General features: G+C 66.7%; 25 protein-coding genes and 1 tRNA gene. 11 read left to right on the top strand and 15 right to left on the bottom strand.

The window, feature by feature from the left end; genetic code table 11:
- The first annotated feature begins 1 nt into the window (after position 1).
- Positions 2-613 (top strand): dephospho-CoA kinase, encoded by a 612-nt coding sequence (coaE, locus tag AC5P7R_RS21390; protein ID WP_478437274.1) that lies wholly within the window; start codon positions 2-4, stop codon positions 611-613.
- Positions 614-773: 160 nt separating this feature from the next.
- Here coaE and AC5P7R_RS21385 read toward each other — a convergent pair whose 3' ends face one another.
- From AC5P7R_RS21385 to rimK, 6 genes are all read right to left on the bottom strand, one after another.
- Positions 774-1,160 carry a hypothetical protein gene (locus AC5P7R_RS21385; protein WP_111101803.1) on the bottom strand — a complete coding sequence of 129 codons (387 nt, stop codon included), beginning with the start codon at positions 1,158-1,160 and terminating at the stop codon, positions 774-776.
- A 494-nt stretch (positions 1,161-1,654) separates the two neighbouring features.
- Entirely contained in the window at positions 1,655-3,022 is a 1,368-nt protein-coding gene (locus AC5P7R_RS21380) for a sensor histidine kinase (RefSeq protein WP_031269244.1), read from the bottom strand.
- Entirely contained in the window at positions 2,985-3,662 is a 678-nt protein-coding gene (locus tag AC5P7R_RS21375) for a response regulator transcription factor (protein ID WP_005410804.1), read from the bottom strand. Before AC5P7R_RS21375 ends, AC5P7R_RS21380 begins: the two co-directional genes overlap by 38 nt.
- 8 nt (positions 3,663-3,670) lie before the next feature.
- Positions 3,671-4,144, bottom strand: coding sequence for a hypothetical protein (locus AC5P7R_RS21370; RefSeq protein WP_021201975.1), 474 nt, complete (start codon positions 4,142-4,144; stop codon positions 3,671-3,673).
- Between the two features lie 93 nt (positions 4,145-4,237).
- The gene (locus tag AC5P7R_RS21365; RefSeq protein WP_019660178.1) at positions 4,238-4,714 is read right to left on the bottom strand and encodes a hypothetical protein; all 477 of its coding nucleotides are present in this window, start codon (positions 4,712-4,714) and stop codon (positions 4,238-4,240) included.
- A gap of 243 nt (positions 4,715-4,957) precedes the next feature.
- Positions 4,958-5,836, bottom strand: coding sequence for a 30S ribosomal protein S6--L-glutamate ligase (rimK, locus tag AC5P7R_RS21360; protein ID WP_026347043.1), 879 nt, complete (start codon positions 5,834-5,836; stop codon positions 4,958-4,960).
- Between the two features lie 165 nt (positions 5,837-6,001).
- Here rimK and AC5P7R_RS21355 point away from each other — a divergent pair, with 165 nt between their 5' ends.
- Entirely contained in the window at positions 6,002-6,367 is a 366-nt protein-coding gene (locus AC5P7R_RS21355) for a hypothetical protein (RefSeq protein WP_227854180.1), read from the top strand.
- 92 nt (positions 6,368-6,459) lie between these two features.
- Here the strand turns inward: AC5P7R_RS21355 and AC5P7R_RS21350 are convergent, their stop codons facing one another.
- A complete protein-coding gene (locus AC5P7R_RS21350) occupies positions 6,460-7,617 on the bottom strand; it encodes a hypothetical protein (RefSeq protein ID WP_227854181.1) in 1,158 nt (385 codons plus the stop codon).
- A gap of 115 nt (positions 7,618-7,732) precedes the next feature.
- Between AC5P7R_RS21350 and AC5P7R_RS21345 the strand changes: the two genes are divergently transcribed.
- On the top strand, positions 7,733-8,602 hold the full coding sequence (locus AC5P7R_RS21345) for a PoNe immunity protein domain-containing protein (RefSeq protein WP_227854182.1): 870 nt from the start codon (positions 7,733-7,735) through the stop codon (positions 8,600-8,602).
- A gap of 134 nt (positions 8,603-8,736) precedes the next feature.
- Here AC5P7R_RS21345 and AC5P7R_RS21340 read toward each other — a convergent pair.
- A tRNA-Gly gene (locus tag AC5P7R_RS21340) sits at positions 8,737-8,810 on the bottom strand.
- A 115-nt stretch (positions 8,811-8,925) separates the two neighbouring features.
- The gene (locus tag AC5P7R_RS21335) at positions 8,926-10,746 is read right to left on the bottom strand and encodes an autotransporter outer membrane beta-barrel domain-containing protein (protein WP_227854186.1); all 1,821 of its coding nucleotides are present in this window, start codon (positions 10,744-10,746) and stop codon (positions 8,926-8,928) included.
- A 240-nt stretch (positions 10,747-10,986) separates the two neighbouring features.
- Here AC5P7R_RS21335 and thiS point away from each other — a divergent pair, with 240 nt between their 5' ends.
- The 4 genes from thiS (at position 10,987) to AC5P7R_RS21315 (ending at position 14,697) form a co-directional block, all read left to right on the top strand.
- Positions 10,987-11,187: a sulfur carrier protein ThiS gene (gene thiS / locus AC5P7R_RS21330; protein ID WP_019660184.1), complete on the top strand. Its 201-nt coding sequence runs from the start codon at positions 10,987-10,989 to the stop codon at positions 11,185-11,187.
- Positions 11,188-11,293: 106 nt separating this feature from the next.
- Positions 11,294-12,088, top strand: coding sequence for a thiazole synthase (locus tag AC5P7R_RS21325; protein WP_019660185.1), 795 nt, complete (start codon positions 11,294-11,296; stop codon positions 12,086-12,088).
- On the top strand, positions 12,088-12,822 hold the full coding sequence (gene trmB, locus AC5P7R_RS21320) for a tRNA (guanosine(46)-N7)-methyltransferase TrmB (protein WP_019660186.1): 735 nt from the start codon (positions 12,088-12,090) through the stop codon (positions 12,820-12,822). Before AC5P7R_RS21325 ends, trmB begins: the two co-directional genes overlap by 1 nt.
- A 27-nt stretch (positions 12,823-12,849) precedes the next feature.
- Positions 12,850-14,697, top strand: coding sequence for an SLC13 family permease (locus AC5P7R_RS21315; protein WP_019660187.1), 1,848 nt, complete (start codon positions 12,850-12,852; stop codon positions 14,695-14,697).
- A 157-nt stretch (positions 14,698-14,854) separates the two neighbouring features.
- Here AC5P7R_RS21315 and AC5P7R_RS21310 read toward each other — a convergent pair whose 3' ends face one another.
- On the bottom strand, positions 14,855-15,190 hold the full coding sequence (locus AC5P7R_RS21310; protein ID WP_111098281.1) for a Rieske (2Fe-2S) protein: 336 nt from the start codon (positions 15,188-15,190) through the stop codon (positions 14,855-14,857).
- Positions 15,191-15,368: 178 nt separating this feature from the next.
- On the opposite strand from AC5P7R_RS21310, the gene AC5P7R_RS21305 reads away from it, so the two are divergent.
- The 4 genes from AC5P7R_RS21305 (at position 15,369) to AC5P7R_RS21290 (ending at position 18,568) form a co-directional block, all read left to right on the top strand.
- Positions 15,369-15,650 (top strand): hypothetical protein, encoded by a 282-nt coding sequence (locus AC5P7R_RS21305; protein WP_021202000.1) that lies wholly within the window; start codon positions 15,369-15,371, stop codon positions 15,648-15,650.
- Between the two features lie 75 nt (positions 15,651-15,725).
- Positions 15,726-16,442 carry a fumarylacetoacetate hydrolase family protein gene (locus AC5P7R_RS21300; protein WP_019660190.1) on the top strand — a complete coding sequence of 239 codons (717 nt, stop codon included), beginning with the start codon at positions 15,726-15,728 and terminating at the stop codon, positions 16,440-16,442.
- Positions 16,443-16,496: 54 nt separating this feature from the next.
- Positions 16,497-16,901, top strand: coding sequence for a large-conductance mechanosensitive channel protein MscL (gene mscL, locus AC5P7R_RS21295; protein ID WP_019660191.1), 405 nt, complete (start codon positions 16,497-16,499; stop codon positions 16,899-16,901).
- Between the two features lie 245 nt (positions 16,902-17,146).
- Positions 17,147-18,568 carry a M28 family peptidase gene (locus AC5P7R_RS21290; RefSeq protein WP_478436024.1) on the top strand — a complete coding sequence of 474 codons (1,422 nt, stop codon included), beginning with the start codon at positions 17,147-17,149 and terminating at the stop codon, positions 18,566-18,568.
- 79 nt (positions 18,569-18,647) lie between these two features.
- Here AC5P7R_RS21290 and AC5P7R_RS21285 read toward each other — a convergent pair whose 3' ends face one another.
- The 5 genes from AC5P7R_RS21285 to AC5P7R_RS21265 all read right to left on the bottom strand — a co-directional run bounded on the left by AC5P7R_RS21285 (position 18,648) and on the right by AC5P7R_RS21265 (position 25,933).
- Positions 18,648-19,481 (bottom strand): TrmH family RNA methyltransferase, encoded by an 834-nt coding sequence (locus tag AC5P7R_RS21285; RefSeq protein ID WP_111101807.1) that lies wholly within the window; start codon positions 19,479-19,481, stop codon positions 18,648-18,650.
- Positions 19,482-20,993: an alanine/glycine:cation symporter family protein gene (locus tag AC5P7R_RS21280; protein WP_021202003.1), complete on the bottom strand. Its 1,512-nt coding sequence runs from the start codon at positions 20,991-20,993 to the stop codon at positions 19,482-19,484.
- A gap of 179 nt (positions 20,994-21,172) precedes the next feature.
- Positions 21,173-21,712: a GNAT family N-acetyltransferase gene (locus AC5P7R_RS21275; protein WP_134731277.1), complete on the bottom strand. Its 540-nt coding sequence runs from the start codon at positions 21,710-21,712 to the stop codon at positions 21,173-21,175.
- Positions 21,705-24,830, bottom strand: a complete 3,126-nt coding sequence (locus AC5P7R_RS21270) for an efflux RND transporter permease subunit (protein WP_495214171.1) — start codon at positions 24,828-24,830, stop codon at positions 21,705-21,707. Before AC5P7R_RS21270 ends, AC5P7R_RS21275 begins: the two co-directional genes overlap by 8 nt.
- Positions 24,827-25,933, bottom strand: coding sequence for an efflux RND transporter periplasmic adaptor subunit (locus AC5P7R_RS21265; RefSeq protein ID WP_019660197.1), 1,107 nt, complete (start codon positions 25,931-25,933; stop codon positions 24,827-24,829). The genes AC5P7R_RS21270 and AC5P7R_RS21265 overlap by 4 nt, the downstream gene beginning before the upstream one ends.
- Positions 25,934-26,116: the final 183 nt, after the last annotated feature.

The raw sequence follows: 26,116 nt of genomic DNA, 5'->3' as shown, positions 1-26,116 counted from the left end.
CATGAGCCGCTATGTGGTTGGCCTGACCGGGGGCATCGCCTCCGGCAAGACCGAAGTAACCCGGCGCTTCGAGGCGCTGGGCATTGTGGTGGCCGATGCCGATCTGGCCGCACGGGCCGTGGTGGCCGCCGGCAGCCCGGCGCTGGCCCGCATCGCCGAGCGCTTCGGCGCCGACATGCTGCTGGCCGATGGCAGCCTGGACCGGGGGCGCCTGCGCGCCCACGTGTTCGCCGACCCGGCCGAACGGACGGCGCTGGAAGCGATCACCCACCCGGCCATCCGCCTGCTGATGCAGCAGCAGTGCGAGCAGGCCACCAGCGCCTATGCGATTGCGGCCATTCCGCTGCTGACCGAGGTGGGCGGGCGGAAGGCCTACCCATGGCTGGACCGGGTGTTGCTGGTGGATGCGCCCGAAGCCGTGCAGCACGCCCGGCTGATGCAGCGCGATGGCATTGATGCTGCGCTGGCCGACCGGATGATTGCTGCCCAGGCCAGCCGCGCGCAGCGGTTGGCGTTGGCCGATGACGTGGTGGTCAATGATGGGCAGCCGGAGGACCTGCAGGTGCAGGTGGAACAGCTGCACGCGCGGTATCTGAAGTTGGCCGGGGGGTGAGGCCAGGTTGCCGGCCAGCGGCCCGCGCTACCGAAGTGCATCCACGCATGGTATGGATCTGGGCATCTGCTGTAGAGCCGAGCCGATGCTCGGCTGCGACCATCAAGCCGAGCATCGGCTCGGCTCTACAAAACGCTCTGCATCCACGCGTGGCGTGGATCTACTCCAGCTGCAGGCGGGCGTAGCGGGCCAGTTCGCGGGCGCCGAGCAGCAGGCCGTCGACGACATCGGGATTGAGTTGCTGACGGGCACCGCCCTGCTCCCGCGCGATTTCGGCGGCGTGCAACAGCTGGATCAGGGTGTTCAGACCGGCAAGCGTGCGGCTGAGGCCGGCCATCGTGGCGGCCTGCGCCGGGCTGGCCCCCTGCACGTCCAGCCGCTGGCCGTCGGCGGCGTCGCGGCCATCCATGCGCGCCAGCAGGGCGGGCAGCAGGTCCTTGGGGTCATCCAGCAGCACTTCGACACGCTCGGCGACGTCGGCAGGCAGCAGGTAGGCCGCATCGCCGATCAGGGCGTGCAGCTGGGGGAACAGCGGGCGGGTGGACATGGTGGAGCTCCTCGCAGTCGGCAGGCCACCTGCAGATGCAAGGTGGCGGACGGTGCGGGTTGGCGTACCGGAGACCCAACAACTCAAAAGCGAAGGAAAAAGACTCCAGCGGATTCTGGCGAATCCCCACGCACCGTCCGCCAAAGCCAGGGCAGACGATGCATTTTCCATGATGAGCTAGAGCACATCCGGAGCTTTTGATTTGTTGGTTTTTTTCAGGACGCCAATCCCGGCCAAGGCACCTGCCCCGGCCAGGTCATCAGGCCATCGCCGCACGCGGCGATCTGTAAGGAAATTCTCAAGTGCGGCGCGGGCTTGCCAATGCGTGCACTGGAACACGCGCGGGGCGCGGCAGCGATCACGGTGGTGTCGCGTTGGGCCTGATGCCTGATCATCGCGCGAGGGTAATTCAGTGGCACAAGCGACACAGAGCGCGATGCAAGGTCGGCAGGGTCCGTGCCGACCAAGGTCGGCACCCACCAAAGCAGGGGCCCTTACAACGGCTTCGGCGAGAACGTCAGGGTGGCGATCACGCCACGCTCGCCACCGGGGCGCACGCTCACCTGCCAGCCGTACAGATCGCACAGGCGGCTGACGATCGACAAGCCGATGCCGCCGCCCTGCGAATGGCCAGCATGCGTGCCGCGGTAGCCACGCTGGAACAGCTTGGCGGCATCTTCCTCGCTCAGGCCCGGGCCACTGTCGGTCACCGAGACCGAATTGGCGCCGACGAACACGCGCACCTCGCCGTCCTGCGAGTACTTCACCGCATTGCCGATCAGGTTGCCCAGTGCCACCGACAGCGCCGCCTCGGGCGCGTCGATCACCAGGTTGCGCTCACCTTCGAGCACCAGCTCCAGCGGCTTGCCGCCCAGCTGCGCACGGTGCGCATCCAGCAGCTGCTCGGCTACGCGGGCCACGTTGCTGGTGCCCTGACCGCGTTCGTTGCGCGACAGCAGCAGCAACGCGCCGATCAGATCGCTGCACTGCTGTTCGGCACGCTGGATGCGCTGCAGGCGCTGCAGCACCTTTTCGTCCAGGCCGGGCCGGGTCAGCAGCAGCTCGGTGGCACCCCGGATCACCGCCAGCGGCGTGCGCAGCTCATGGCTGACGTCGGCATTGAACTCACGGTCGCGCTGCACAACTTCGGTCAGCCGCGAGGAATAGTCGTCCAGTGCCTGTGCCAGCTGCCCCACTTCGTCATCGGGGAAACGCGGCGCCAGCGGCTCAGGGTCACTGGTACCACCACGGTAGGCGCGCAACCGTGCGGCCAGGTCCGATACCGGCTTCATCACCTTCGAGGCCGACCACCAGCCCAGCACCAGTGACAGCAGGCTGAACACCAGCACCGACAGCACCAGCGCGCGGTTGAGCTGCTTGCCGCCGCGCACGCTGTCGGTCATGTCATAGGCGAGGAAGAACCAGGCGTCCGGCGTCTTGCGCACGGCCAGCTTGTAGGAGTACGGCTCGCCGTGCTCATCACCGCTGACGCTGTGGATGCCATCGGAGAAGCCCGCCCACTGCGCGCGTTCTTCGCGCACCCGGTCGAACTTGTCCTTCGAATAGGCATAAGCCCTGATCTGCAGCACCGGTGCATCCGGGTTATGCCCGGGGTGCTCGTAATAGCGGCGCGCATACTCGTCGATGTTGCGGTTCATCAGCTCTTCCACCAGCTGGTTTTCCACGCGCAGGCGGGCCCAGTTGGTGGCGAACGCGAACAGCGTTGTCAGGCAGAAGCCCAACAACACGAACGAAACGATGATGCGGCTGCGCAGGCGCCGCCGATACGGCGTGCGCCGGCGCTCCCCCTTGCTTGCCACCGAATCAGGCTTCCGGGGTGGCGATGCGGTATCCGATGCCATGGCGGGTCTGGATCAGCGGCACTTCAAACGGCTTGTCGACCACCGCACGCAGGCCGTGGATGTGCACGCGCAGGGAATCCGAATCGGGCAGTTCTTCGCCCCACACGCGGGTTTCCAGTTCCTGGCGGGTCACCACGGCCGGGGCCGCTTCCATCAGCGCCTGCAGGATCTTCAGTGCAGTCGGGTTGAGCTGCAGCAGCTTGCCCTGGCGGCGCACTTCCAGCGTATCCAGGTTGTATTCCAGATCGCCGGTTTCCAGCACGCGGGTCTGCACGCCCTTGCCGCGTCGCGACAGGGCGTTCAGACGCACTTCCACTTCCTGCAGCGCGAACGGCTTGATCAGGTAGTCGTCCGCGCCGGAATCGAAGCCGGCCAGCTTGTTGTCCAGCGAGTCGCGGGCGGTGAGCATCAGTACCGGGGTCTGCTTGCGCGCTTCGTTGCGCAGCTTGCGGCAGACCTCGATGCCGTCCATGCCTGGCAGGTTGAGATCCAGCACGATCGCGTCGAACTCGTGCACCACGGCCAGATGCAGACCGGTAACCCCGTCAGCCGCGAAGTCCACGGTGTGGCCCCGGTCCTCCAGGTAGTCGCCCAGGTTGGCCGCAATGTCGCTGTTGTCTTCGATTACCAGGATTCTCACTGTCACCTCTAATTGACGAATTTGCCGACGCGCTGGGCCTGGCCCATATCACGCTGTGCCTTGTCCTTCCGTCGCGCGCGCTCGGCTACGGTCGTGCACTGCGTCGTGGACCGGTTCGAACCCGTGGCCTTTTCACGTTGGCATATTAGACGACTATCTTCACGGGCCTGTGTCAAAACCGTGTTCACGATCTGCTGATCGTTGAAGACATCGGTTCGTACCTGTTCAGGCATGGAATCGCGGTCGGGATGCTGCTCGACGGCCGTACGCATGCGCACCAGCGCCTCGCGCACGCGGCTGCGGTCGGCCTGTTTCAGCTCGCTGTAGGTCTCGCCATCGTTGAGCTCGATTTCGATGCGCTCGATCTGCTGCTGCAGCGGCTTGCCCGGAATAAAGACCTCACCGGCCTGGCTGGATGCGGAGGCGGCGGTGGCCAGGGTCAGGCCCGAGACCAGGACCGCCGACATCAGGAGGGACTTCATGACAAACGAATCCTTGTTTGAGTTGAGGGTTGACTGTATTCGCACCGCCTTCACGCGAGCAAGTGCCGGTCGCTCGGGCGTCAATCGGCCCGGCTAGCGGTTACTGGGAGGCGTGAGATTGTTGAAGGTGCGCTGGTCGTTGAGCAGGGCCTTGCCCTTTTCCTCGATCCGGCGGCGCTCGGCCACCGTCAAGCAGCGGCTCTTGGGCATGTTGCTGCCCGTGGTGCGGGTGTGCTGGCAGATCTGGCGGCTGTCTTCGTGGGCGCGGACAAGAACGGTGTTGATCCGCTCCTGGTCGTTGAAGACCTCTGCCTGGACCTGCGGCGGGAGCTCCTGGAGCGTGCTGTGGTCCCCCATGCGCTGGGTGATGCGCGCCAGTGCCTGCTGCACCTGGGCGCGGTCGTCAGCGGAAATCTCGCTGTACTCGCCATCATCAAGGGCCCTTTCAACCCGCCGGACCTGCTCGGCCACCGGTGCCTGCCCGTCCATCTGTATGGCGGTCTTCTCCGGCTTGGCGGAGACAGTGCCAGACAACCCCAGCAACAACGCGATCATCGTGATGCGGTACATCGCCAGCCTCCGGATCCATCCAGGAACGATGGCCACTCTACGGCCGTCACGCGGCCTCCACAAGGGACTTCCGGCAGGTATAAAAAAGACCCAGGCGGTGGCCCGCCTGGGTCTGAAGTCGTATCCCGATACCGATCCTGCTGAGAGGCAGAGCTGCGGTTCGCTGAAGGCTACGCCGGCGCCGATTAAAGGCATGTTAAAGCCGGCCTCATTCGCCCATGAGAATCTCAAGATATTGATTTGTCATGGCTTTTTCAGCTTCTCGACGTGCTCGATGATGCGCGTGGCCACATCTACCCCGCAGGCGGCTTCGATCCCCTCCAGCCCCGGCGTGGAGTTGACTTCCAGCACCAGCGGGCCGCGCGCGGAGCGGATCAGATCCACCCCGCACACCGACAGGCCCAGCGCCTTGGCCGAACGCACCGCCACCTGCTGTTCGGCGCGGCTGGCCTTGGCCGCCACCGCAGTGCCACCGGCATGCAGGTTGGAGCGGAAGTCGCCTTCCGGCGCCTGGCGCTGCATCGAGGCCACCACCTGGTCGCCCACCACGAAGCAGCGCAGGTCGGCGCCCTTGGCCTCACCGATGAACTCCTGCATCAGGAAATTGGCATACAGCCCGCGCAGGGCCTCGACGATGCCGCGCGATGCGCTGGCCTTTTCGGTGAGGATCACTCCCCGCCCCTGGGTACCCTCGTTGAGCTTCACCACGTGGGGCGGCGGGCCGAGCATGGACAACAGGTCGACGGTGTCATCCGGGTTGTCACCGAACACGGTGACAGGCATGTCGATGCCCTTGGCGGCCAGCAGCTGGTGCGCACGCAGTTTGTCGCGCGAACGCAGGATCGCGTCGGAGGGGTTTGGGGTGCGTGCGCCCATCAGCTCGAACTGCCGCAGCACGGCGGTGCCATAGCGGGTGATCGAGGCACCGATGCGCGGGATGACCATGTCCACGCCGGTCATCGGCCGGCCCTTGTAGTGCATCGAAAAACCATCGGCGGCGATGCGCATGTAGCAGCGCAGCGGGTCGAGGATGCGAACGGTATGGCCACGCGTGCGTGCCGCCTCGACCAGCCGGCGGGTGGAATACAGGGAACTGTTGCGGGACAGGATGGCGAGCTTCATCGCGGCAGGATCGGGCGGCAGGCGCGCAGCATAGCGCGGGCGTGTGGCGGGTGGATGATGCCCCGCAGGCCACCGCATCTGCATGCCTGCCGGGGCTGTGCGAATATGCCGTTGCCGGCTGATGGACATAAACGGCCGGCTTGCACAATCCAAGGAGAACCACAGATGCGAATGGGAATTCCGCTGTTGTTGCTGTTTGGCCTGGTGGGAGGCGCCGCAGACGTAGGGGCTGCGCCGACCCACGCAGTCTCCCGGCTCTACTTCGATGCCAACAACACCCTGATCGGCCAGGGCCTGCGCTACTGCACGGGCAAGACACAGCACCAAGGCGTTGCCTCAAACGCCAATACCCGCTGGATCGATGTTTCCTACGCCTGCCAGGGCGACTCGACCGACGTGTCCTACGGCAGCTGGGTGCCTGCGCAACTGCGGCAGGACTTCTGCACGCTGTATGACGCCTGCACATCACTGATGCCGTGGCCGGAACCCAGCCTGCCCGGCACCCTTGGCAACGGCTTCTACTCAGACTGACAGCCGATAGTCGCCGCACCGTCTCCGGCGATGACCGCACCGTCGCCGGGGACATCCTCATGGCTCATCCAAGGGATGCCTGCCGCCGCTGATCAGCGCGGGGGCAGGCGCAGCGAGAAGTGCCCATCGCGGACACGCACGGCCAGCGCGGTTTCCCGCCATTCCACAGGCAGGGCGAGCGCCGTGTGTGGCGTGGGGACGCGTGTGATCGCGTCGAACGTCCAGTGTTCCTCATAGGCTTCGCAGCGAAGCGAACCGTCATCGCCGGCCTCGATCACATCGATCCAGGCACCACTGCGGGCCTTGCCGCTGCCGCCCGTCGCACGGCGGCCAATGGCCTGCCAACACCCCTGCCAGTGGACGAGCCATACGCCCTCGATGGGACGCAGATCCCCATCAAGCACGCTGCCCGCCACCGCCACGCACCGTCCGGACGGGCTGGTAATCACCGTTTCCAGATCGCAAGCGTGACGGTCACTGGGCTCGCCATCAAGACAGAGCGCGTACGGGCAGATGCGCGCGAACAGCGTCGGATGCGCGGTCAGGCGCAGATCGTCGGGCAGCAGCGGTATGGCCTGCAGCACCCGGGCATCCGGCAGGACATGCCGCCATGCCTGCGGCAACCCGGCGGCCAGCGCGGGATGCTCCGGTTCCAGCCATAGACCCCGGCAGGGCCGCAGCGTGGTCGATCGACAGGGGATATCCCGCAACCACATTGCGGCTTCGGCATCCCCGCCAAGCTGCCGGCGCTCGTGCAGTTCCTGCCAGAACAGGCTGGGAACAATCGCCTGCAGGTGCATCACCCGCTTGTCCGCTTCGTCGTAGACGATCACCGCTTCGCTGCGATCAACATAGCCACTGGCCACACGCAGCCCGCTTCCCGCCAGCGTCTGCCACTCGCCACTGGCGTCGTGGCTGCCTCCAGTGGATACGCCCTCGACAATGGCTCCATCGCGCAGCATCTGGGTGCTGTAGGCCGGACCCCCCATGCCCAGTTCGCCCCAATCCAACAGGACATCATGCGTGGGCGGCCGGGTAGCAAAGGGTAGCGTCGCCCGCGAGCGCAGCAGTGCGCCGCCTACGGTATCGCCGACCAGATCAAGACGCTGCAGCACACCACCCACTGCAAGGCACGCGGCCAGGGCGACAACCACGCCCAGCGGCGACCACCAGGCCACGCAGATGGCGACCAGGACCAGGAACGGCAGCCACTGGGTGAAACGGCGGAGGGCGATTCGATCAACGGTCATGCGGGCATGGTGACTGCGATTGCGCACCATTCAAACCTTCAACGCGGTGCCAGGCAATGGGGGTCGAACCGGCATTGCCGCTAGACTTTCCCTGATGATGGAACCGATGACTGCCGTGAACCGCCGGAATCTGCTGCTGGACGTACTACCGCGATGGAGAGCACTGGCCAAGGATCCGGGATTACCGCGCCGCATGCTTCGCCTGCCGGACTGGCAGGCAGACTGGAACGCGGGCATGGCCCTGCTTGCGCGTCATGCGCGCAATGGCGGTGACCCTGCGGAGGAACCGCTGCAGGGGCATGCGGCGCTGGAACATGCGTACGGCTGGGAAGCGGTTGCCCAGACCGGCAGCAACCTGCTGCTGAAAGGCATCGACCGTGGATTCGCCCCCACGGCATTGCAGCAGATGCATGCCGACGTTGCAGAACTCTGGCTCGAGCATGCACGTTTGCTGGCCATTGCCCGGAACAGCCTGCAACAGCAGGGCCACGACATCGCGCTGGCCGCACCGCTGCAACCGCGCACAACGCAGCACTACGAATACGCACTACAGTTGTTGTCACTGGGCGTGCTGCTGGATGCGCAGGATCGTCTTCCGGCGCTGGTGGAGCAGGTGCTCTGCTTCGAAACCGACCGCGTGCTGGACTACCTCAGCGCGCCGGCACTGGGCCTTGCCGAAGCCAGCGATGCGATATTCCATCCGCGCCCGTTCGCCGAGCTGTTCGCGCCATTGCGCGACGGTGAAGCGTTCGACCCTTCACTGCTGGCCGGCTACCTGCAGGTGCACTACCGTGACTTCTTTCTACTGTCGCCCCAGGCTCAGAAGCGGACCCGACGGCTGACCGGACCGCATGCGTGGGGTTACTGGGCGCTGGAGGTAGCAGCGCTGGTGGTGCTGTATGGCGGCGACGACACCGCGCTGCGCACCTGCCCGCACTATCCTTCCGACCTGGTGGACTTCGCCCGGCCGCAAGCGGGCGCATAAGCCACTCGAGCTATGGTTCGAAGGGGCCACAGCCCAACACTGAGGAGGAGATTGCGGCGCTGCTGCCACACGCTCGAGCTGGGTGTGGTGCATCGAGTACGCCGCGTCTGCCGGGGGTGAATACCCTGGAGACATGGAGCGGGCGATGGGAATCGAACCCACGTCAGTAGCTTGGGAAGCTACAGCTCTACCATTGAGCTACGCCCGCGTTGCGGTGGAAAGTCTATGCGCTGGGGCCGGTGTTGCGCAATGGTGCCCCCGCATCAGAGCGGGGCCGGATCCCCTTCGTTCCCGAAAGGGATCCGGCCCCGCCTGGTTTCTGCTTAGAAGCTGCCGCTGAAGTTGGCGAACAGCGTCGCGTCCTGGGCACGCTTCTGCCCGGCCGAAGCGCTCAGGCCGAAGTTGCTCTGCAGGCCGAACAGCTCGGTACGGGCACCCAGCACCACGGCGGCGTAGTTCTTGTCGAAGTTCAGGCCCGGCACGCGATAGCTGCCCAGTTCCGGCAGGGTCTGCAGCCATGCGCTGGCCTGCTTGGTGTCTTCGAACTCGTGGTCGTAGGTCACCTGCGCGTACGGCTTGACGGTGCCGCCATCGAAGCGGGCCTGCCAGCCGATGCGGCCGACGGTCGAATCGACGTTCTGGCGGTCGTAGCCCAGTGCGGTGGCCAGGGTGCCGGCGGCAGCGCTTTCGGTGTAGCCATCGATCTTCACCTTCTGCCAGATCACCGAAGCAATCGGGCCGTGGCGGAAACCGCCTTCGGTGCCGAACTCGTAGCCGGCGTTCAGCGCGGCGGTCAGGTTGCTGCCGTCCGGCGAACCGCCGTGCTCACGAGTGGCCGGGCCCAGCTGGACCTTGCGGTTCACGTCATAGGACAGCCAGGTGTAGCTGACCTGGCCATTGATCCAGATGCGGTCACCATACCAGCCGGCGAACAGACCGGCAGTGGTGTCCTTCTGGGTGAAGTCGCCACGGCTGTTGCCGAAGTCTGCGTTGAGGCGGCCGAAGCCGGCGAAGCCGCCGAACACCATGCCGTCGCGTGCCCAGTCGATACCGAACAGGCCGGCGGGCGCCAGGCCGTCGTACAGGTCGGCATGGTCATAACGCTGCAGGTCACCGCGCACGCCGCCCCACCAGGACAGGCCATCGGCCGGGCGACCACCCAGGTGCATGCTGACCTGGTCGGCACGCGAACGGCCGATGGTCTGGGCCGAGTGGCTCAGCACCTGCTGCAGACGCGGGCCTTCCAGCACCGAGACAGCATACTGGCCCAGCAGCTGATGGCCGGCGGTGGTCGGATGCACGCCGTCGGCGAACAGGTAGGTGTTGGCTGCATCCGGGCTGACGTAACTGGTCGGGTTGCAGCCGATGATGCTGGCGGTGGAGTTGTTCGGATCGATCCTGCAGGCGGTGCTGGTGACGTTGGTGAAGCCGTACATGCCCGGATTGGCAGTCACTTCGCGCAGGATGCTGAAGGTATCGAGCGGAATGAACTCGATGCCTGCCTGCTTCAGGCCACCGTACAGCGCCTTGTTGTAGCCGGCCGACAGTGCGGTGGCGGCGGCGGCATTGGGGCCGCGGAACTGCGGGGTGATGCCCACATCCGGCAGGTTCGGTACCAGCACGTACTGGGCACCAGCCTGCTTCAGCGCACCTACCAGCGCGATCTGGTCGGTGACCGCTGCGCCGATGATGCCCTGCACCTGGGCCTGCGACGCGCCACCTGCCGCCGCACGGGTGGCCGCAAACAGATCATTGGCGCCTCCCCATACGGTGTACAGGGCGTTGCCGTCAGCCTTGCCACCGTTCGCGGCAAGGTAGCGGGTTGCTTGCGACTTCAGCGACGGAATCACGCCCAGGCCACCGGCCTCGTCCACCGATACCCGGGCACCGCCCACGGCGTAGTTGTCGCCACTCTGGCCGTTGCCGTTGGCACCCCCGTTGAGGCCGTAGTAGTTGGCGACCTGCTGTGCCCACACCCAACCCGGGTTGGTGGTGAACTGGCCGGTGACCGGCTGCACGCCCGGATCGAGCAGCGGCCGGAAATAGCCGGCGTCGGTGAGGCTGTCGCCGAAGAACACGGCCTTGGAATACGGACTTTCGCCTGCCATGGCCGGCAGCGCGGCGAGTGCGATCGCAGCCGCCATCAGGGAGCGGATCGGGTGTTTGCTGAGCTGCATCTAGGAACTCCTGTGGGGTAAATAGGTTGGAATCCGGCACACGTACGCCGGCGCACGGTCAATGGTTTCACCGGGCCGCCGTTTGCTCACGCTGCGCCGCCGCATGGATTGTCGCCTGAGCACGCCGAAGCCTGCTGTGCTGGAGCTGGCGCCCCGATCAAATTGCAAACGTTCCGATCACGAAGGGCTATAAGCGACAATGCACGAATGAACATCCAGCTCAACGGCGAACCCCGCACCCTGCCCGCCTCGGCGACCCTTCACGACCTGCTCGAGGCCGAGCAGCTGCTGCAGCGCCGGGTGGCAGTGGAGGTCAACGGCGAGATCGTCAGCCGCAGCCGCCATCGCGAGCATGTCCTGGCTGAAGGCGACATTGTCGAGATCGTGCACGCGCTGGGTGGGGGCTGAGGCCTGTCCGGGTTTGCCGGCCAGCGGCCGGCACTACCCATGCCGATCCACGGCCGGCACGCCATTGCGTGATCCCATCTTCAGGCGGATAGGCGATAATCGCGCCATGAACGTTCATGTCTCCCCCGATTCGCTGGTGATCGCCGGCAAGACCTATGGCTCGCGGCTGCTCACCGGCACCGGCAAGTTCAAGGACCTGGAAGAAACCCGCCTGGCCACCGAGGCTGCTGGCGCCCAGATCGTCACCGTGGCCATCCGCCGCACCAACATCGGGCAGAACCCGGGCGAGCCGAACCTGCTGGACGTGCTGCCACCGGAGCGCTTCACCATCCTGCCCAACACCGCTGGCTGCTACACCGCCGAAGACGCGGTGCGTACCTGCCGCCTGGCCCGTGAGCTGCTGGACGGCCACAACCTGACCAAGCTGGAGGTGCTGGGCGACCAGAAGACCCTGTACCCGGACGTGGTGCAGACCCTCAAGGCCGCCGAGCAGCTGGTCAAGGACGGCTTCGAGGTGATGGTCTACACCTCCGACGACCCGATCCTGGCCAAGCGCCTGGAAGAGATCGGCTGCGCCGCAGTGATGCCGCTGGCCGCGCCGATCGGTTCGGGCCTGGGCATCCAGAACAAGTACAACCTGCTGCAGATCATCGAAGACGCCAAGGTGCCGATCATTGTTGATGCCGGCGTGGGCACCGCGTCGGATGCGGCGATCGCGATGGAACTGGGCTGCGACGGCGTGTTGATGAACACCGCCATTGCCGGTGCGCGCAACCCGGTGCTGATGGCCACTGCCATGCGCAAGGCAGTCGAGGCCGGCCGCGAGGCTTTCCTGGCCGGGCGCATCCCGCGCAAGCGCTACGCCAGCGCATCCTCTCCGGTGGACGGGCTGATCGGCTGATGACCAATCCTTTTGACAGCGCCGGCTCCAAGGCCCCACCCAAGCCCTTCACCGTAAGCGAGGGCCGCCGCGAGGTGCGCAGCTTCGTGTTGCGCCAGGGACGTTTCACCCCCGCCCAGCAGCGCGCGTTCGACGAACGCTGGCCGCGCTTCGGCCTCGACTACACCGGCCAGCCGCGTGACCTGGATGCCACCTTCGGCCGCCCGGCACACAAGGTGCTGGAAATCGGCTTCGGCAACGGTGCCGCGCTGCGCTTCGCCGCCCAGCACGATCCGTCGCGCGACTACATCGGCATCGAAGTGCACGCCCCCGGCGTGGGCCGGTTGCTGAACGCGCTGGCTGAGGACAATGCCGACCACGTGCGCCTGTACCACCATGACGCGGTGGAAGTGCTGCAGAACGAGATCGCCGATGGCGCGCTCGATGAAGTGCGCATCTACTTCCCGGACCCGTGGCACAAGAAGCGCCACAACAAGCGCCGCCTGCTGCAGCCGGCATTTGCCGAGCTGCTGGTGCGCAAGCTGCGCCCGGGTGGCCGCCTGCACTGCGCCACCGACTGGGAAGACTACGCCGAGCAGATGTGGGACGTGCTTGACGCGACTGCCGGCCTGGTCAACCGCGCCGGCCCGCGTGGCAGCGTGCCGCGTCCGGACTGGCGCCCGCAGACCCACTTCGAGACCCGCGGCCAGAAACTCGGCCACGGCGTCTGGGACCTGCTGTACGACCGCACCTGATGATCGCCTGAGGACGCCGCGCCCCACATGGATACCGCGCTGACGCTGACCAACGACATGAAGCTCGTGCTCGGGCTGGTCGGCTTCACGATGGCGATGTTCCTGTTCGAGCGCATCCGCGCCGACGTGGTCGCGCTGGTGGTGCTGGTGGTACTCGGTGTCACCGGCCTGATCGCGCCGGAGGAGATCTTCGGCGGTTTCTCCGGTAACGCGGTGATGAGCATCATCGCCACCACCATCCTCGGTGCGGGCCTGGACCGCACCGGGGCGCTGAACCGGCTGGCCGCATGGCTGCTGCGGCGCGGCCACGGCGTCGAACAGCGGCTGCTGATGATGACCACCGCCATCGCCGGCCTGAACTCGTCCTTCATGCAGAACCCGTCGGTGATGGCCTTGTATCTGCCGGTCGCCTCGCGACTGGCAGCGCGCACCGGGCTGACGATGCAGCGCCTGCTGCTGCCGATCTCGGCGGCGATCGTGATGGGCGGTGCGCTGACCATGGTCGGCAATTCGCCGCTGATCCTGCTGAACGATCTGCTGGCCTCGGCCAACAACAACCTGCCTTCCGGCCTGGCCACCATCGAGCCGCTGCGCATGTTCGCGCCGCTGCCGATTGGCGTGGCACTGCTGATCGCCTCGCTGCTGTACTTCCGCTACTACGGCGACCGCAAGCTGATCGAGGAAGAAACCCTGGTCAACGACGGGGTCACCCCAGCACGCACCGAGAGCTACTTCGCCAAGACCTATGGCATCGAAGGCGATGTGTTCGAGCTGGTGGTCAGCGCGGAAAGTCCGCTGGTGGGCATGACCCTGGGCGAGGCCGAGAACCTGCACGACGCCCCGCTGCTGCTGGCCCTGAAAACCGGTAATGACACCCGCCTGGCGCCGCCGGCGGAGATGCGCATCTGGGTAGGCAGCGTGCTCGGTGCGATGGGCCCGCGCCAGCAGATCAACGATTTCGCGCAGAACCAGTTCCTGCGCATGTCTTCGCGCCTGAAGCACCTGGGTGACCTGTTCAACCCGAGCCGCGCCGGTATTTCCGAGGCGGTGGTACCGCCGACCTCGAACGTGATCGGCAAGAGCGCGGCCGACCTGCGCCTGCGCAAGGAGCGTGGCATCAGCCTGCTGGCGATCAACCGCGACAAGCAGGTGATCCGCGAGGACGTGCGCGACGTGCAGTTGCGTGCAGGCGACATGCTGGTCTTCCACAGCATCTGGACCGACCTGGCACAGGCGGCCAAGAGCCGCGACTTCGTGGTGGTGACCGACTATCCGACCGGCGAGCAGCGCCCGCACAAGTTCAAGATTGCGATGGCGATCTTCGCGCTGACCATCCTGATCGCGCTGACCAGCAAGCTGCCGGTCGCGCTGACGCTGATGACCGGCGTGGCCGGCATGCTGCTGACCGGCGTGCTGCGCATGGACGAGGCGTATGCCTCGATCAACTGGAAAACGGTGTTCATGATGGCCGGGCTGATCCCGCTCGGATGGGCGATGGACTCCAGTGGTGCGGCGGCATGGGTGGCCGGCCACACCATCGACAAGCTGCCCACCGGCATCCCGGTGTGGGTGCTGGAGGTGGCGCTGGCACTGCTGACCACGGCGTTCTCGCTGGTGATCAGCCATGTGGGCGCGACCATCGTGATGGTACCGATCGCGGTGAATCTGGCACTGGCGGCGGGCGGCAACCCGACCGCGTTCGCGCTGATCGTGGCGCTGTCGGCGTCCAACAACCTGATGACGGCCTCCAACCCGGTGATTTCGATGATCACCGGCCCGGCCAATTACACCCCGCGCGAGATGTGGCGGGTCGGCGGACCGTTGTCGCTGATCTACACCTGCGTGGTGGTGTTGATGATCAACCTGATGTTCTGAGGGTTGGGTTTGTTGGCAGGGCTGCGCCCTGCACCCGCAGAATCAACGTCAACGTCAACGTCAACGTCAACGGCTGGCATTCCGTGGGATGGCGGGGTGGGTCCACGCCATGCGTGGAGCCTTTGTAGAATCGAGCCGTGCTCGACTGCTTCCGGCCTCAAGCCAGATAGACCTGCCCATCGCGGATATCGACCGGCACCGCACGCAGGCGGTCGCCCTTGCACGGGCCGGCAATGCAGTCGCCGCTGTCCAGCGTGAACGAGGCGCCATGCGCGGCGCAGACCAGATGGCCTTCGCGGCTCTTCAGGAACTGGCCCGGGGCCCAGTCCAGGCGACGGCCGGCGTGCGGGCAGATGTTCAGGAATGCGCGCACCTGCGCGCCGTCGCGGTACAGCACCAGCGATTCGGCATCGCCATCGATCACCGCTTCGACCTCGGCAAACGCGCCATCGGCAATGGCATCAAGGGCGATCAGGGCAGCAGCGATAGTCATGGCGAAAGCTCGGACGGTAAACCGGAATTGTCGCATGCCTGCTCAGGTGACCGGCTGCGACATGAACACAAGTCATTGATCCGTAATTAGCACAGGCTATATTTAACGAGTTTTTCACTCAATGACAGTGGCGCCTCCCGATACTCTGTTTTCGCTGATCCCAGCCTATCGAGCCGCCATGTTCAACCGCGCATCCGCCTTCAACCAGTTCCGCACCCTGTTCGCGCCGCGCAAGCCGCGCCATCCGCTGGTGCGCGTTGCCGTGGGCCTGCTTGGCTTGGCGATCCTGGCCGCGATGGTGTTCATCGGCGTGTTTGTTGGTGCGGCGATGATCATGGTCGGCCTGGCGTGGAAGCTGCTGGCCTCGCGCAAGCCGGGTGCCGCGCGTCCGGTGGACCCGACCGTGGTCGAGGGCGAGTACCGCGTGGTGCGCAAGCCGGTGTTGCCGGCCTCGCGCTGATCCAGGCCTTCCGCGCCCGCTGACGGCGGGCGCCATGCGTTCTAGACTGCGGGCACGCCCTTCCTGGATGCCCGCATGTCCGATGTCTCCGATGTGATCCCTGCCGTAGCTCTGCCGCGTGTACCGGTAGCCGGTGGCGGCAGCTTCCCCGTGCACCGTATCTACTGCGTCGGCCGCAACTTCGCCGACCACGCCCGCGAAATGGGCGCGGCGGTGCCGGCGGCCGATGACCGCGGCCGCCCGATGTTCTTCAGCAAGCCGGCCGACGCCATCGTGGTCGGCCACGACGATGCCATCCCCTATCCGCCAGCAACCGCCAACCTGCACCACGAAGTGGAACTGGTGGTGGCGATCGGTCGCGATGCGCCCGCCGGCGAGCTGGCCGTGGCCGACGCCGATGCGCTGGTCTACGGCTACGCCGTCGGCCTGGACCTGACCCGCCGCGATCTGCAGGCCGCAGCCAAGGACAAGGGCCATCCTTGGGATGCCGCGAAGGGGTTCGATGCCTCCGCGCCGATCAGCGAAATCGTGCACGCCGAAGAAGTCGGCGACCTGGCTGCGCTGAACCTGTCGCTGGAGGTCAACGGCGAGGTGCGCCAGCAGGCACTGCTCGACCAGATGATCTGGAACGTGCCGGAGATCCTGCATGAGCTGTCCAAGCTGTGGCAGCTGCGTGCCGGTGACCTGGTGTTCATGGGCACCCCGTCCGGGGTGGCTGCGCTGAAGCCCGGCGACCGCTTCAGTGCCCGCCTGGAAAACGTGGCCGAGCGCCACGGCGTGATCGCCGGCTGACGTCACCTGCGCTACCCTGCGCGCTGTCCACTTCCCCACCGGAGAAAAACAACAATGGGAATGCTCACCGAGTTCAAGGAATTCGCCATGCGCGGCAACGTCATCGACCTCGCTGTCGGCGTGGTGATCGGCGCGGCCTTCGGCAAGATCGTGACGGCGCTGGTCGAGAAGATCATCATGCCGCCGCTGGGCCTGCTGATCGGCAAGGTGGACTTCTCGCAGCTGGCGTGGACGCTGTCGCCGGCCCGCATCGGCCCGGACGGCAAGGAGATTCCGGCGGTGGTGATCGGCTACGGTGATTTCATCAACACCCTGATCCAGTTCGTGATCGTGGCCTTCGCGATCTTCATCGTGGTCAAGGCGATCAACCGCCTGTCTCGCAAGAAGGAAGCTGCACCGGCCGCACCGGCCGAGGAAGTGGTGCTGCTGCGCGAGATCCGCGACAGCCTGAAGAAATAAGGTATCGGGCGCCTATGGGCGCCCCCCCCCACCTGTAGAGCCGAGCCCACGCTCGGCTGATCTGCAAAAGGCAGCCGAGCATTGGCTCGGCTCTACAGAAGCAGGCGAAAGCCCCGCCCCGGCGGGGCTTTCGCTTTGCTGCATCTGGCGGGAAACAGCATCCGCGCCAGCCATGACCTCCCGCCCATGCGCCGGGCTGAACGACTGTTAAGCTCCAAGGCTTAGGTCCCTTCCCGGAGTTGTCCATGCGTCGCCGCGTTCTTGCCATCGCATCCTCCCTCGCCCTGCTGGCCGCCCCGGCCTTCGCGGCGCCGCACACCACTACCCTGCCCCCGGCGTCGCTGGCCACCGCCGCACAGCTGCGCGACCAGGCCTTGGCCGATGACACCGGCTGGAAGGTGGTCGAATCGCTCACCACCGAGATCGGCCCGCGCATCGCCGGCAGCGAGGCTGACGCCCGCGCCGTGGCCTGGGCCGAAGCCAAGTTCAAGGCACTGGGCTTCGACAAGGTGTGGAAGGAACCGGTGACCTTCCCGAAGTGGGAGCGCCGCAGTGAACACGCTGCCGTGACCGGCAAAAATCCGCAGCCGCTGCAGATCACCGCACTGGGCGGCAGCCCGGGCGGCACCGTTGAAGCCGAGGTGGTGCGCTTCGCCGACCTGACCGCACTGCAGGCGGCGCCGGCCGGTTCGCTCAAGGGCAAGATCGCCTTCGTCGATTACCAGATGCTGCCGTTCCGCGATGGCCGCGACTACGGCCGCGGCGGCGCGATCCGCAGCAAGGGTCCGTCCGAGGCGATCCGCAAGGGCGCGGTCGGTTTCCTGATGCGTTCGGCCGGCACCGACTCGCACCGCGTGCCGCACACCGGCATCACCCGTTTCGATGACGGCCTGACCCCGGTGCCGTCTGCGGCACTGTCGGTGCCCGATGCCGACCAGCTGGCCCGCCTGCTGGCCCGTGGCAGCACCACGGTGAAGGTGGCGCTGGACTGCGGCTGGGATGGTACGGCGACCTCGTACAACGTGATCGGCGAGATCACCGGCCGCAGCCTGCCGAAGGAAGTAGTGGTGATTGGCGGGCATCTGGATTCGTGGGACCTGGGCACCGGCGCGGTGGATGACGGCGCGGGCGTGGGCATCACCATGGCCGCAGGCCACCTGATCGGCCAGCTCAAGCAGGCACCGAAGCGCACCATCCGCGTGATCGCCTTCGCCAACGAGGAACAGGGCCTGTATGGCGGCAAGGCCTATGCCGAAGCGCACGCGAAGGACGTGGCCCTGCACCAGCTGGCCGCCGAGAGCGACTTCGGCGCGGGCCGCATCTACGCCTTCAATACCGGTTCGCCGAATCCGGACGGCTCGCGCGAAGCGACGAAGCAGATTGCCGAAGTAATGAAGCCGCTGGGCATCGAGTACCAGGCCGACAAGGGTGGCCCGGGCCCGGACGTCGGCCCACTGGCCGCCAAGGGCGGTGCGTGGGCGTGGCTGGCGCAGGACGGCTCGGACTACTTCCACCTGCACCACACCGCCGACGACACGCTGGATAAGATCGACCCGAAGGCGCTGGCACAGAACGTGGCCGCCTACACTGTGTTCGCCTACCTGGCGGCGGAAGCCGATGGCAGCTTCGGCAGCGAGGCCAAGGCGACCACGCCGCCGAACGAATGATGCGGTAGCGCCGGGCCATGCCCGGCGTTTGCGGCGGGAAGAGCGGTGCGAACCAAGGTTCGCACCCACCGGGCGTCACTCAGCCGCGGCGGCTCGCCCACTGCGCCAGCAGCACGGCCGTGGCGGAAGCAACATTCAGGCTTTCCACCGCGCCGCTGCCGGGGATCGAGACCTGCAGATCGCACTGGCTCGCCAGGCCACGGTCCATGCCCTCGCCTTCGGCGCCCATCACGTACACCAGCCGGTCTGGCAGGGACGCGCGGAACACGTCATCACCGCCCTCGACCAGGGTCGCGGCCAGGCCGAAACCGGCTGCGCGCAGTTGTGCCATTGCCTGAGCGGTCTCCGGCAGCTGCACCAGCGGCACCGCTTCGGCGCCGCCTTCGGCCACGCGCGCGGCGGCACCGGACAGCGCCAGCGTGCTGCCAGCCGGCAGAAGCAGCGCCTTGACGCCGAAGTGCGCGGCCGAGCGCAGGATCGCGCCGAGGTTGTGCGGGTTGCCCACGCCATCCAGCCACAGCGCCAGCGCCGGGCCGTCACCGACCTGCTGCAGCCACTGCGCCAGCGGCAGTGCCGGTGCGCGCAGCATGTCGGCCACCACGCCTTCGTGATGGGTGGTGCCGGCCAGCTTGTTCAGATCGCCATCCTCGACCACGCGGTAGCCCACGCGGTTGGCCACGCACCACTTCAACAACGGCTGCAGGCGCGGAATGCGTGCTTCCAGCAGGTACAGCTTGCGCAGCGCCTGCGGCCGCGCTTCGAACGCAGCCAGCACGGCATTCAGGCCGTACAGACGCAGCTCATCGCTGCCACCGCGCCCACCACCGCCCGTGGCCGGCACCTCCGGGCGCGGCAACGGCGTTGCGCGCGGCGGACGGGCGGACGGGCGGCGGTTGTTCCAAGGGTTGTTCACTTACACACTCTCCTGCTTGCGCTGGCGCCAGAAATCGGCGTTCTTGATGCCCAAGGCATCAGGGTCGAACACCGGATCCAGGCCCAGCTTCTTCTGTCGTTCGTAGTCACGCAGGGCCAGCATCGCCGGCTTCTGGATGATGAGGATGGCAATGATGTTCAGCCAGGCCATCAGGCCCACGCCGATGTCGCCAAGCGCCCAGGCCAGGGTGGCATTGTGGAACGCGCCGAACACCACCATGCCGATGATGCCCAGGCGCAGCACCAGCACCGTCAGCGGGCGCTTCCTGTTGTGGTTTACATAGCTGAGGTTGGTCTCGGCCATGTAGTAGTACGCCATGATGGTGGTGAAGGCGAAGAAGAAGATGGCGATGGACACGAATGCCGAACCCCAGCCCGGCAGCACCGCTTCCACGCCGGCCTGGGCGTAACCGGCGCCTTCGGGAATGCCGGCCAGGCCCTGGAAGATCGGCGGTGCGCTGGCACCTGCCGGCGAGTACACGTTGTAGGTGCCGCTGGCCAGGATCAGGAACGCGGTGGCGGTGCACACCATCATGGTGTCGAAGTAGATGGCGAAGGCCTGCACATAGCCCTGCTTGGCCGGGTGCGAGACTTCCGAGGCGGCCGCTGCATGCGGGCCCGAACCCTGGCCGGCTTCGTTGGCGTAGATGCCGCGCTTGATGCCCCACTCCACCGCCAGGCCCATCATCGCGCCGAATGCGGCATGCGTGCCGAAGGCACTCTGGAAGATGATGCCGAACATTTCCGGCACGCGGTCGTAGTTGATGACCATGATGATGATGGCCATCAGGATGAAACCGGCAGCCATGAACGGCACCACCACTTCGGCGAAGTTGGCGATGCGTTTGACGCCACCGAAGATCACCACGCCCAGCAGCAGCGCGACCACGATGCCGATGCCCAGCTTCAGCGCCTGCACCGATTCCATGCCGAAGGCCTGGCCGTCGAGCGGCCCGCACAGCGCGGTCCCACGGCAGGCGTTGATGATGCTGTCGGCGATGGCATTGGCCTGCACGCCCGGCATCAGGAAACCTGCGGCGATGATCGTGGCGATGGCGAAGGCCAGCGCATACCACTTCAGGCCCATCGCCTTCTCGATGTAGTACGCCGGGCCACCGCGGTAGCGGCCTTCGGCGTCCTTGGTCTTGTAGATCTGCGCCAGGGTGCATTCCACGTACGAGGTGGACGCGCCGAGGAAGCCCATCACCCACATCCAGAAGATCGCCCCGGGGCCGCCGAAGGCGATGGCGGTGGCCACGCCGGCAATATTGCCGATGCCCATGCGGCCGGCCATCGACATGGCCAGCGCCTGGAACGAGGACACGCCGGCGTCGGATTTCTCACCCCTGACGGTGAGGCGGCACATTTCGAAGAAGCCACGGATCTGCATGAAGCGCGTGCGCAGGCTGAAGAACAGGCCGGCGCCCAGGCACACGAAGATCAGTGCCTTGCTCCAGATGATGCTGTTGATGAAGTGTACGGTTGCTTCCACGCGCGCTCTCTCCAGTCGGCGGGTTGTAAGGACGTCCCGTCGGCTGGAGGGGACCGGTCGATTCTCCCTGATCGAAGGCCGCTGCGGTAGCGCTGTCGTGTAGCGCCGAGCCCATGTCCGGCTTGGGCCCCGGAATCAGCCGAGCATGGGCTCGGCGCTACAGCGGCCAGCCCGCGCGTTCAGGGCAGCTGCGTGCGTACCCGGGCGAAGCGGCGCAGGTCGTGCAGCGCGCCGCGCTTGTAGACCGCGCAGCGCTCCACGCCCTCTTCCTGGAAGCCGTTCTTCTCCAGCACCCGGGCCGAGCCGAGATTGAAGTCGACCACCGTGGCCTGCAGCCTGAACAGGCGCAGCTCGTCCATCACCCAAGGCGCAAACACACCGACCACCCGGGTCATCAGGCCCTGGCCCCAGTAGGCCCGGCCCAGCCAGTAACCCAGTTCGGCGGTATGCCCACGCTCGGCCACGCCCTGCTGGGCACCGACGCTGCCGCAGGCCTGGCCGTCTATCTCGATGGCCAGGTTCAGGGTGCCGGGAGCCAGCACGCGGCCGGCGAGGAAGGCCTCGCCATCCCCGCGCGTGTACGGGTACGGAAAGCGATCACGCAGGCCCCGCGACACCTCGGCGTCGTTGGCGTGGTGCAGCAGCGATTCCAGGTCATCCGGGCGCCAGGGGCGCAATTGGAAGCCTTCACCTCGCAGCACGGTGGTCGGGTCAGGCATGGCCACCCACCGATGGCGATTCCGCTTCCTGCTTCTCCAGCTCGCGCTTCACCGCTTCCGGCGAGCGGGTGTACGGGGCCAGCTGTGCGTAGAACGCCGGCACCACGAACAGCGACAGGAAGGTCGAAAGAGTTACGCCGAAGATAATCACGATACCGATCGTGCCACGGCTGGCCGAGCCGGGGCCACCGGCGACCACCAGCGGAATCGCGCCGACCACGGTGGCGATCGAGGTCATCAGGATCGGGCGCAGGCGCACCATCGCCGATTCGATGATCGCCTCGCGCACCGTGCGCCCGTCATCGCGCAGCTGGTTGGCGAATTCGACGATGAGGATGCCGTTCTTCGCGGCCAGGCCAACCAGCATCACGATGCCGATCTGGCTGAACAGGTTCACCGTGCCGCCACTCACCCACAGGCCGACCAGCGCACCGAGCACACCCAGCGGCACGGTCAGCATGATGGTGAGCGGGTGGATGAAGCTTTCGAACTGCGCGGCCAGCACCAGGTACACCACCAGCAGGGCCATCGCGAAGGTCAGCAGCACCGCACCGCCGGCACTCTGGTACTCACGCGACTCACCCTTCCAGTTCACCTGTGCGTACTGCGGCAGCTCTTCCCGGGCCACGTTCTGTGCCCAGGCAATGGCCTCGCCCAACGGATAGCCTGGCGCCAGGCCGGCACTGATGGTGATCGAGCGCAGTCGGTTGAAGCGGTTCAGGGTTCCGGCCTCGGCCACTTCGCTCAGCGTGACCAGGTTGGACAGCGGCACCAGCTCGCCGGAGGTGGCACGCACGCGGATCGCGGCCAGGTCGGCCGGGCTGGCACGGCCATCGCGCCCGGCCTGCACCAGCACGTCGTACTCCTCGCCGTTGTCGACGAAGGTGGTGACGCGGCGCGAACCCATCATGGTTTCCAGCGCCGATCCGATCGCGGTGACCGGCACGCCGAGGTCGGCCGCGCGCTGGCGGTCGATGTTCACCCGCATCTGCGGCCGGGTTTCCTTGTAGTCCGAGTCCGGGCCAACCAGGCCGGGATTGTCGGCCATGCGCAGCAGGATGCGGTCGCGCCACTGCGCGATCTCGGCATATTCGGGGCCGCCCAGCACGATCTGGAACGGCTGCCCGCCACTGCGCACCAGGCCACCGCCCACCTGCGTGCGCACTCGCACGCCGCGGATGGTGTCCAGTTCTTTCTGCAGCGCGTCGGCCACTTCAGGCGTCCCCTCGCTGCGCTGGCGCCACGGCTGCAGGAAGATGCTGACGCGGCCGGTGTGCATCTCCTCGCTGGCGCCCCAGCCGCCCGGCACGCGCGGGTTGGCGCGCACGATCGGCTTGTCCGGGCCGACATGCGGCGCCAGCAGCGCTTCTACCTGCTGCACCTGCTGCACGGTGTAGTCGTAGCCGGCGCCTTCCGGGCCGTCGATCATGATCTGGAACGAACCGCGGTCTTCGGCCGGCGCCAGTTCCGACGGCAGCAGCTTGAGCAGGCCCCAGCTGGCAGCCAGTGCGGCCACCATCACCAGCAGGTAGATCCAGGTGCGGTCGACATGGTGGTCGAGCACGCGGCCATAGCCCGAAGCCAGGCGCTCCAGATTGCGGTTGATGAAGCCATGCAGGCCACGTGGTGCCTGCCCGGTGTGCGGCTTGAGCAGCTTGGACGCCATCATCGGCGTCAGCGTCAGCGCTACGAATGCGGACAGCGCCACCGCTGCCGCCAGCGCCACCGCCAGCTCGCGGAACAGGCGCCCGGTATTGCCTTCCAGGAAACCGACCGGCAGGAACACCGCCACCAGCACGGCGGTGGTGGCGATCACCGCGAAGGCAACCTGCGTGGTACCGCGCTTGGAGGCCACCAGTGGGGGCTCGCCCAGGTCGATGCGGCGCTGCACGTTTTCCACCACCACGATCGCATCGTCCACCACCAGGCCGATGCACAGCACCAGTGCCAACAGGGTCAGCAGGTTGATCGAGAAGTCGAACGCGTACAGTGCGATGAACGCGGCCACCAGGCAGACCGGCACGGTCACCGCCGGAATCAGTGCGGCACGGAAGCTGCCGAGGAACAGCCAGATCACCGCCAGCACCAGGATCATTGCCTCCACCAGCGTGGCGTAGACGCGGTCAACGGCGGCTTCGATGAAGGTGGTGTTGTCGAACGCAACAAAGATCTGCGTGCCCTTGGGCAGGGTCAGTGCCACCCGCTCGGCTTCAGCGCGCGCGGTGCGCGCCACGTCCAGCGAGTTGGCGGTGGAGGTCTTGACGATACCCAGGCCGATGCCCGGCTCGCCGTTACTGCGGTAGTAGGCGCGGCGCTCGGCCGAGGCCAGTTCGATCTTCGCCACGTCGCCCATGCGCACCACGTAGCCGTCGCGGCCCTTGCCCAGCGGGATGGTGGCGAAATCCTCGGGCTTGATGTAGTTGCGCTCCACGCGCAGGGTGAAATCACGGTCGGTCGACTCGATGCGACCGGCCGGCAGTTCCACGTTCTCGTTGCGCAGTGCGGTTTCCACGTCGCCGGTGGTCAGCCCGCGTGCGGCCAGCTGGTCGCGGTCCAGCCAGATGCGCATCGCATAGCGCTGGCGGCCGCCGATGCGGACCTGGGCCACGCCGTCGAGGCTGGAGAAGCGGTCGACCACATAGCGGTCGGCGTAATCGCTCAGTTCCAGCGTGTCCATGGTCGAAGAGACCATGTTGAACCAGATGATCGGGTCGGCATCGCTTTCGACCTTGGCGATTTCCGGCGGCCGGGCTTCTTCCGGCATGCGGTCGGCGACGCGGCTGACCGCATCGCGCACGTCGTTGGCCGCCGCTTCGATATCGCGGTTGGAGGTGAACTCGATGCTGACCTGCGAGCGGCCGTTGGTGCTGCGCGCGTTGATCGTATCGATGCCTTCGATGCCGGCCAGTGCATCTTCCAGGACCTGGGTGATGCGGCTTTCGATGACCGCCGCCGAGGCACCGGTGTAATCCACCGACACCGAAACAATGGGCGGGTCGATGGCAGGCAGCTCGCGCAGGGTCAGGCGGGTGAAGGACATCACGCCCAGCACCAGCAGCAGCAGGCTCATCACCACGGCGAACACCGGCCGCTGGATGGAGATGTCGGACAGTTTCATCCGCCGTGCCCCTCGGCCGCGGCCGGTGCCGGCGCGGCATCCGGTTTCGCGCCGCTGGCCGGTGCCGCATCCCTGGCCGCGACCTTCAGGCCCGGGCGCAGCTTGCCGGTGCCATCAACCACGATGCGCTGGCCCGCTTCCAGCCCCTGCTTGATCTCGACCACGCCGGCGCGGCGCGCACCGGTGACCACGTCCACGCGCTCGACGCTGTCGTCGGCCTTGATGCGGTACACGAAGGTATCGCGGCCGACCTGCACCACGGCGATTTCCGGGACCACCAGCGCCGGGCGCTCGGGGCGGAACAGCCGCACGTCCAGCAGCATGCCCGGGCGCAGCGCATGATCGCCGTTGGCGAAGTCGGCGCGCACGGTCACCGCACGGGTGACCGGATCGATGCGCGCATCGATGGTGCTGACCTCACCCTCGAAGGTGCGGCCCGGCCACGCCACGCTGGTGGCGCTGACCTTGTCACCGACGCCCAGCGCAGCCAGTTCCACTTCCGGCACCTGGAAATCGACGTGCATGTGCTCGATGTCATCGAGCGTGGCGATGACCGTGGTCGGGGTCACCAGCGAGCCGGGGCTGACCTGGCGGATGCCGAGCACGCCAGCGAACGGCGCGCGCACGCGGCGGTCACCGATGTCGGCCTGCATCTGCATCACGCGCGCCTCGGCCGCATCGCGGATCGACTTCTGCGTATCCAGCGTGGCGCTGGACACCAGCCGCTGGGAGGCCAGCTCGCGCTGGCGCCTGTACAGCTGGTCGGCTTCGTGGAAGGTGGCCTGCGCCTGCACCAGCGCGGCCTCCTGGGCCTGCCCGCGCAGGGTCACGATCGGCGCACCGGCGGCCACATGCTGGCCACTTTCAAAGTGCACCTTCTCGACGATTTCGCTGACCTTGGCCGTCACGCTGATGGACTCGCGCGCCTTGGCCGTGCCCAGCGCCTGCAGCGTGTCATTCCACTGCGAGGACTGCACGACCTGCGCGGTCACCGGCACCGCTTCGCCCTGCCGACGGGCGGCGGCCTCCTGTTTGCCCCCGCACCCGGCCAGAAGGGCCAGGCTGAGGCCAAGGGCCAGGGTCGAAGCAATGCGAGCCAACATGAACGGTCCTGATAGATCCACGGCCGCCGAGTGTAGGCAAGCACCCGTGGAAGCGATATGTGCCAAGCGTTTACTGGCGTGGCACCGGCGGGGCGATAGCGCCGTGAACCTGTTCCGTGCAAGGCTCGCAGCAGCGGTGTCGGCATGTGTCGAGGTGTATCCCGCCGTGCGCCGCAGGCGTTG

It is taken from the genome of Stenotrophomonas sp. YJH_SMC_27 (genome assembly GCF_059369815.1).
The sequence above is the reverse complement of the archived record's forward strand: the minus strand, read 5'-3'. Positions and strand labels throughout refer to the sequence as shown.

What these genes read in the sequence shown, in the direction of transcription:
- AC5P7R_RS21265 (WP_019660197.1), bottom strand. Translation starts at nt 25,933, where the DNA reads ATGTTGGCTCGCATTGCTTCGACCCTGGCCCTTGGCCTCAGCCTGGCC.
- AC5P7R_RS21310 (WP_111098281.1), bottom strand. Translation starts at nt 15,190, where the DNA reads ATGACTATCGCTGCTGCCCTGATCGCCCTTGATGCCATTGCCGATGGC.
- AC5P7R_RS21325 (WP_019660185.1), top strand. Translation starts at nt 11,294, where the DNA reads ATGAACGTTCATGTCTCCCCCGATTCGCTGGTGATCGCCGGCAAGACC.
- AC5P7R_RS21305 (WP_021202000.1), top strand. Translation starts at nt 15,369, where the DNA reads ATGTTCAACCGCGCATCCGCCTTCAACCAGTTCCGCACCCTGTTCGCG.
- AC5P7R_RS21370 (WP_021201975.1), bottom strand. Translation starts at nt 4,144, where the DNA reads ATGAAGTCCCTCCTGATGTCGGCGGTCCTGGTCTCGGGCCTGACCCTG.
- AC5P7R_RS21300 (WP_019660190.1), top strand. Translation starts at nt 15,726, where the DNA reads ATGTCCGATGTCTCCGATGTGATCCCTGCCGTAGCTCTGCCGCGTGTA.
- AC5P7R_RS21315 (WP_019660187.1), top strand. Translation starts at nt 12,850, where the DNA reads ATGGATACCGCGCTGACGCTGACCAACGACATGAAGCTCGTGCTCGGG.
- mscL (WP_019660191.1), top strand. Translation starts at nt 16,497, where the DNA reads ATGGGAATGCTCACCGAGTTCAAGGAATTCGCCATGCGCGGCAACGTC.
- AC5P7R_RS21380 (WP_031269244.1), bottom strand. Translation starts at nt 3,022, where the DNA reads ATGGCATCGGATACCGCATCGCCACCCCGGAAGCCTGATTCGGTGGCA.
- coaE (WP_478437274.1), top strand. Translation starts at nt 2, where the DNA reads ATGAGCCGCTATGTGGTTGGCCTGACCGGGGGCATCGCCTCCGGCAAG.
- AC5P7R_RS21350 (WP_227854181.1), bottom strand. Translation starts at nt 7,617, where the DNA reads ATGACCGTTGATCGAATCGCCCTCCGCCGTTTCACCCAGTGGCTGCCG.
- thiS (WP_019660184.1), top strand. Translation starts at nt 10,987, where the DNA reads ATGAACATCCAGCTCAACGGCGAACCCCGCACCCTGCCCGCCTCGGCG.
- AC5P7R_RS21355 (WP_227854180.1), top strand. Translation starts at nt 6,002, where the DNA reads ATGCGAATGGGAATTCCGCTGTTGTTGCTGTTTGGCCTGGTGGGAGGC.
- rimK (WP_026347043.1), bottom strand. Translation starts at nt 5,836, where the DNA reads ATGAAGCTCGCCATCCTGTCCCGCAACAGTTCCCTGTATTCCACCCGC.
- AC5P7R_RS21335 (WP_227854186.1), bottom strand. Translation starts at nt 10,746, where the DNA reads ATGGCGGCTGCGATCGCACTCGCCGCGCTGCCGGCCATGGCAGGCGAA.
- AC5P7R_RS21290 (WP_478436024.1), top strand. Translation starts at nt 17,147, where the DNA reads ATGCGTCGCCGCGTTCTTGCCATCGCATCCTCCCTCGCCCTGCTGGCC.
- AC5P7R_RS21275 (WP_134731277.1), bottom strand. Translation starts at nt 21,712, where the DNA reads ATGCCTGACCCGACCACCGTGCTGCGAGGTGAAGGCTTCCAATTGCGC.
- AC5P7R_RS21270 (WP_495214171.1), bottom strand. Translation starts at nt 24,830, where the DNA reads ATGAAACTGTCCGACATCTCCATCCAGCGGCCGGTGTTCGCCGTGGTG.
- AC5P7R_RS21385 (WP_111101803.1), bottom strand. Translation starts at nt 1,160, where the DNA reads ATGTCCACCCGCCCGCTGTTCCCCCAGCTGCACGCCCTGATCGGCGAT.
- AC5P7R_RS21365 (WP_019660178.1), bottom strand. Translation starts at nt 4,714, where the DNA reads ATGTACCGCATCACGATGATCGCGTTGTTGCTGGGGTTGTCTGGCACT.
- trmB (WP_019660186.1), top strand. Translation starts at nt 12,088, where the DNA reads ATGACCAATCCTTTTGACAGCGCCGGCTCCAAGGCCCCACCCAAGCCC.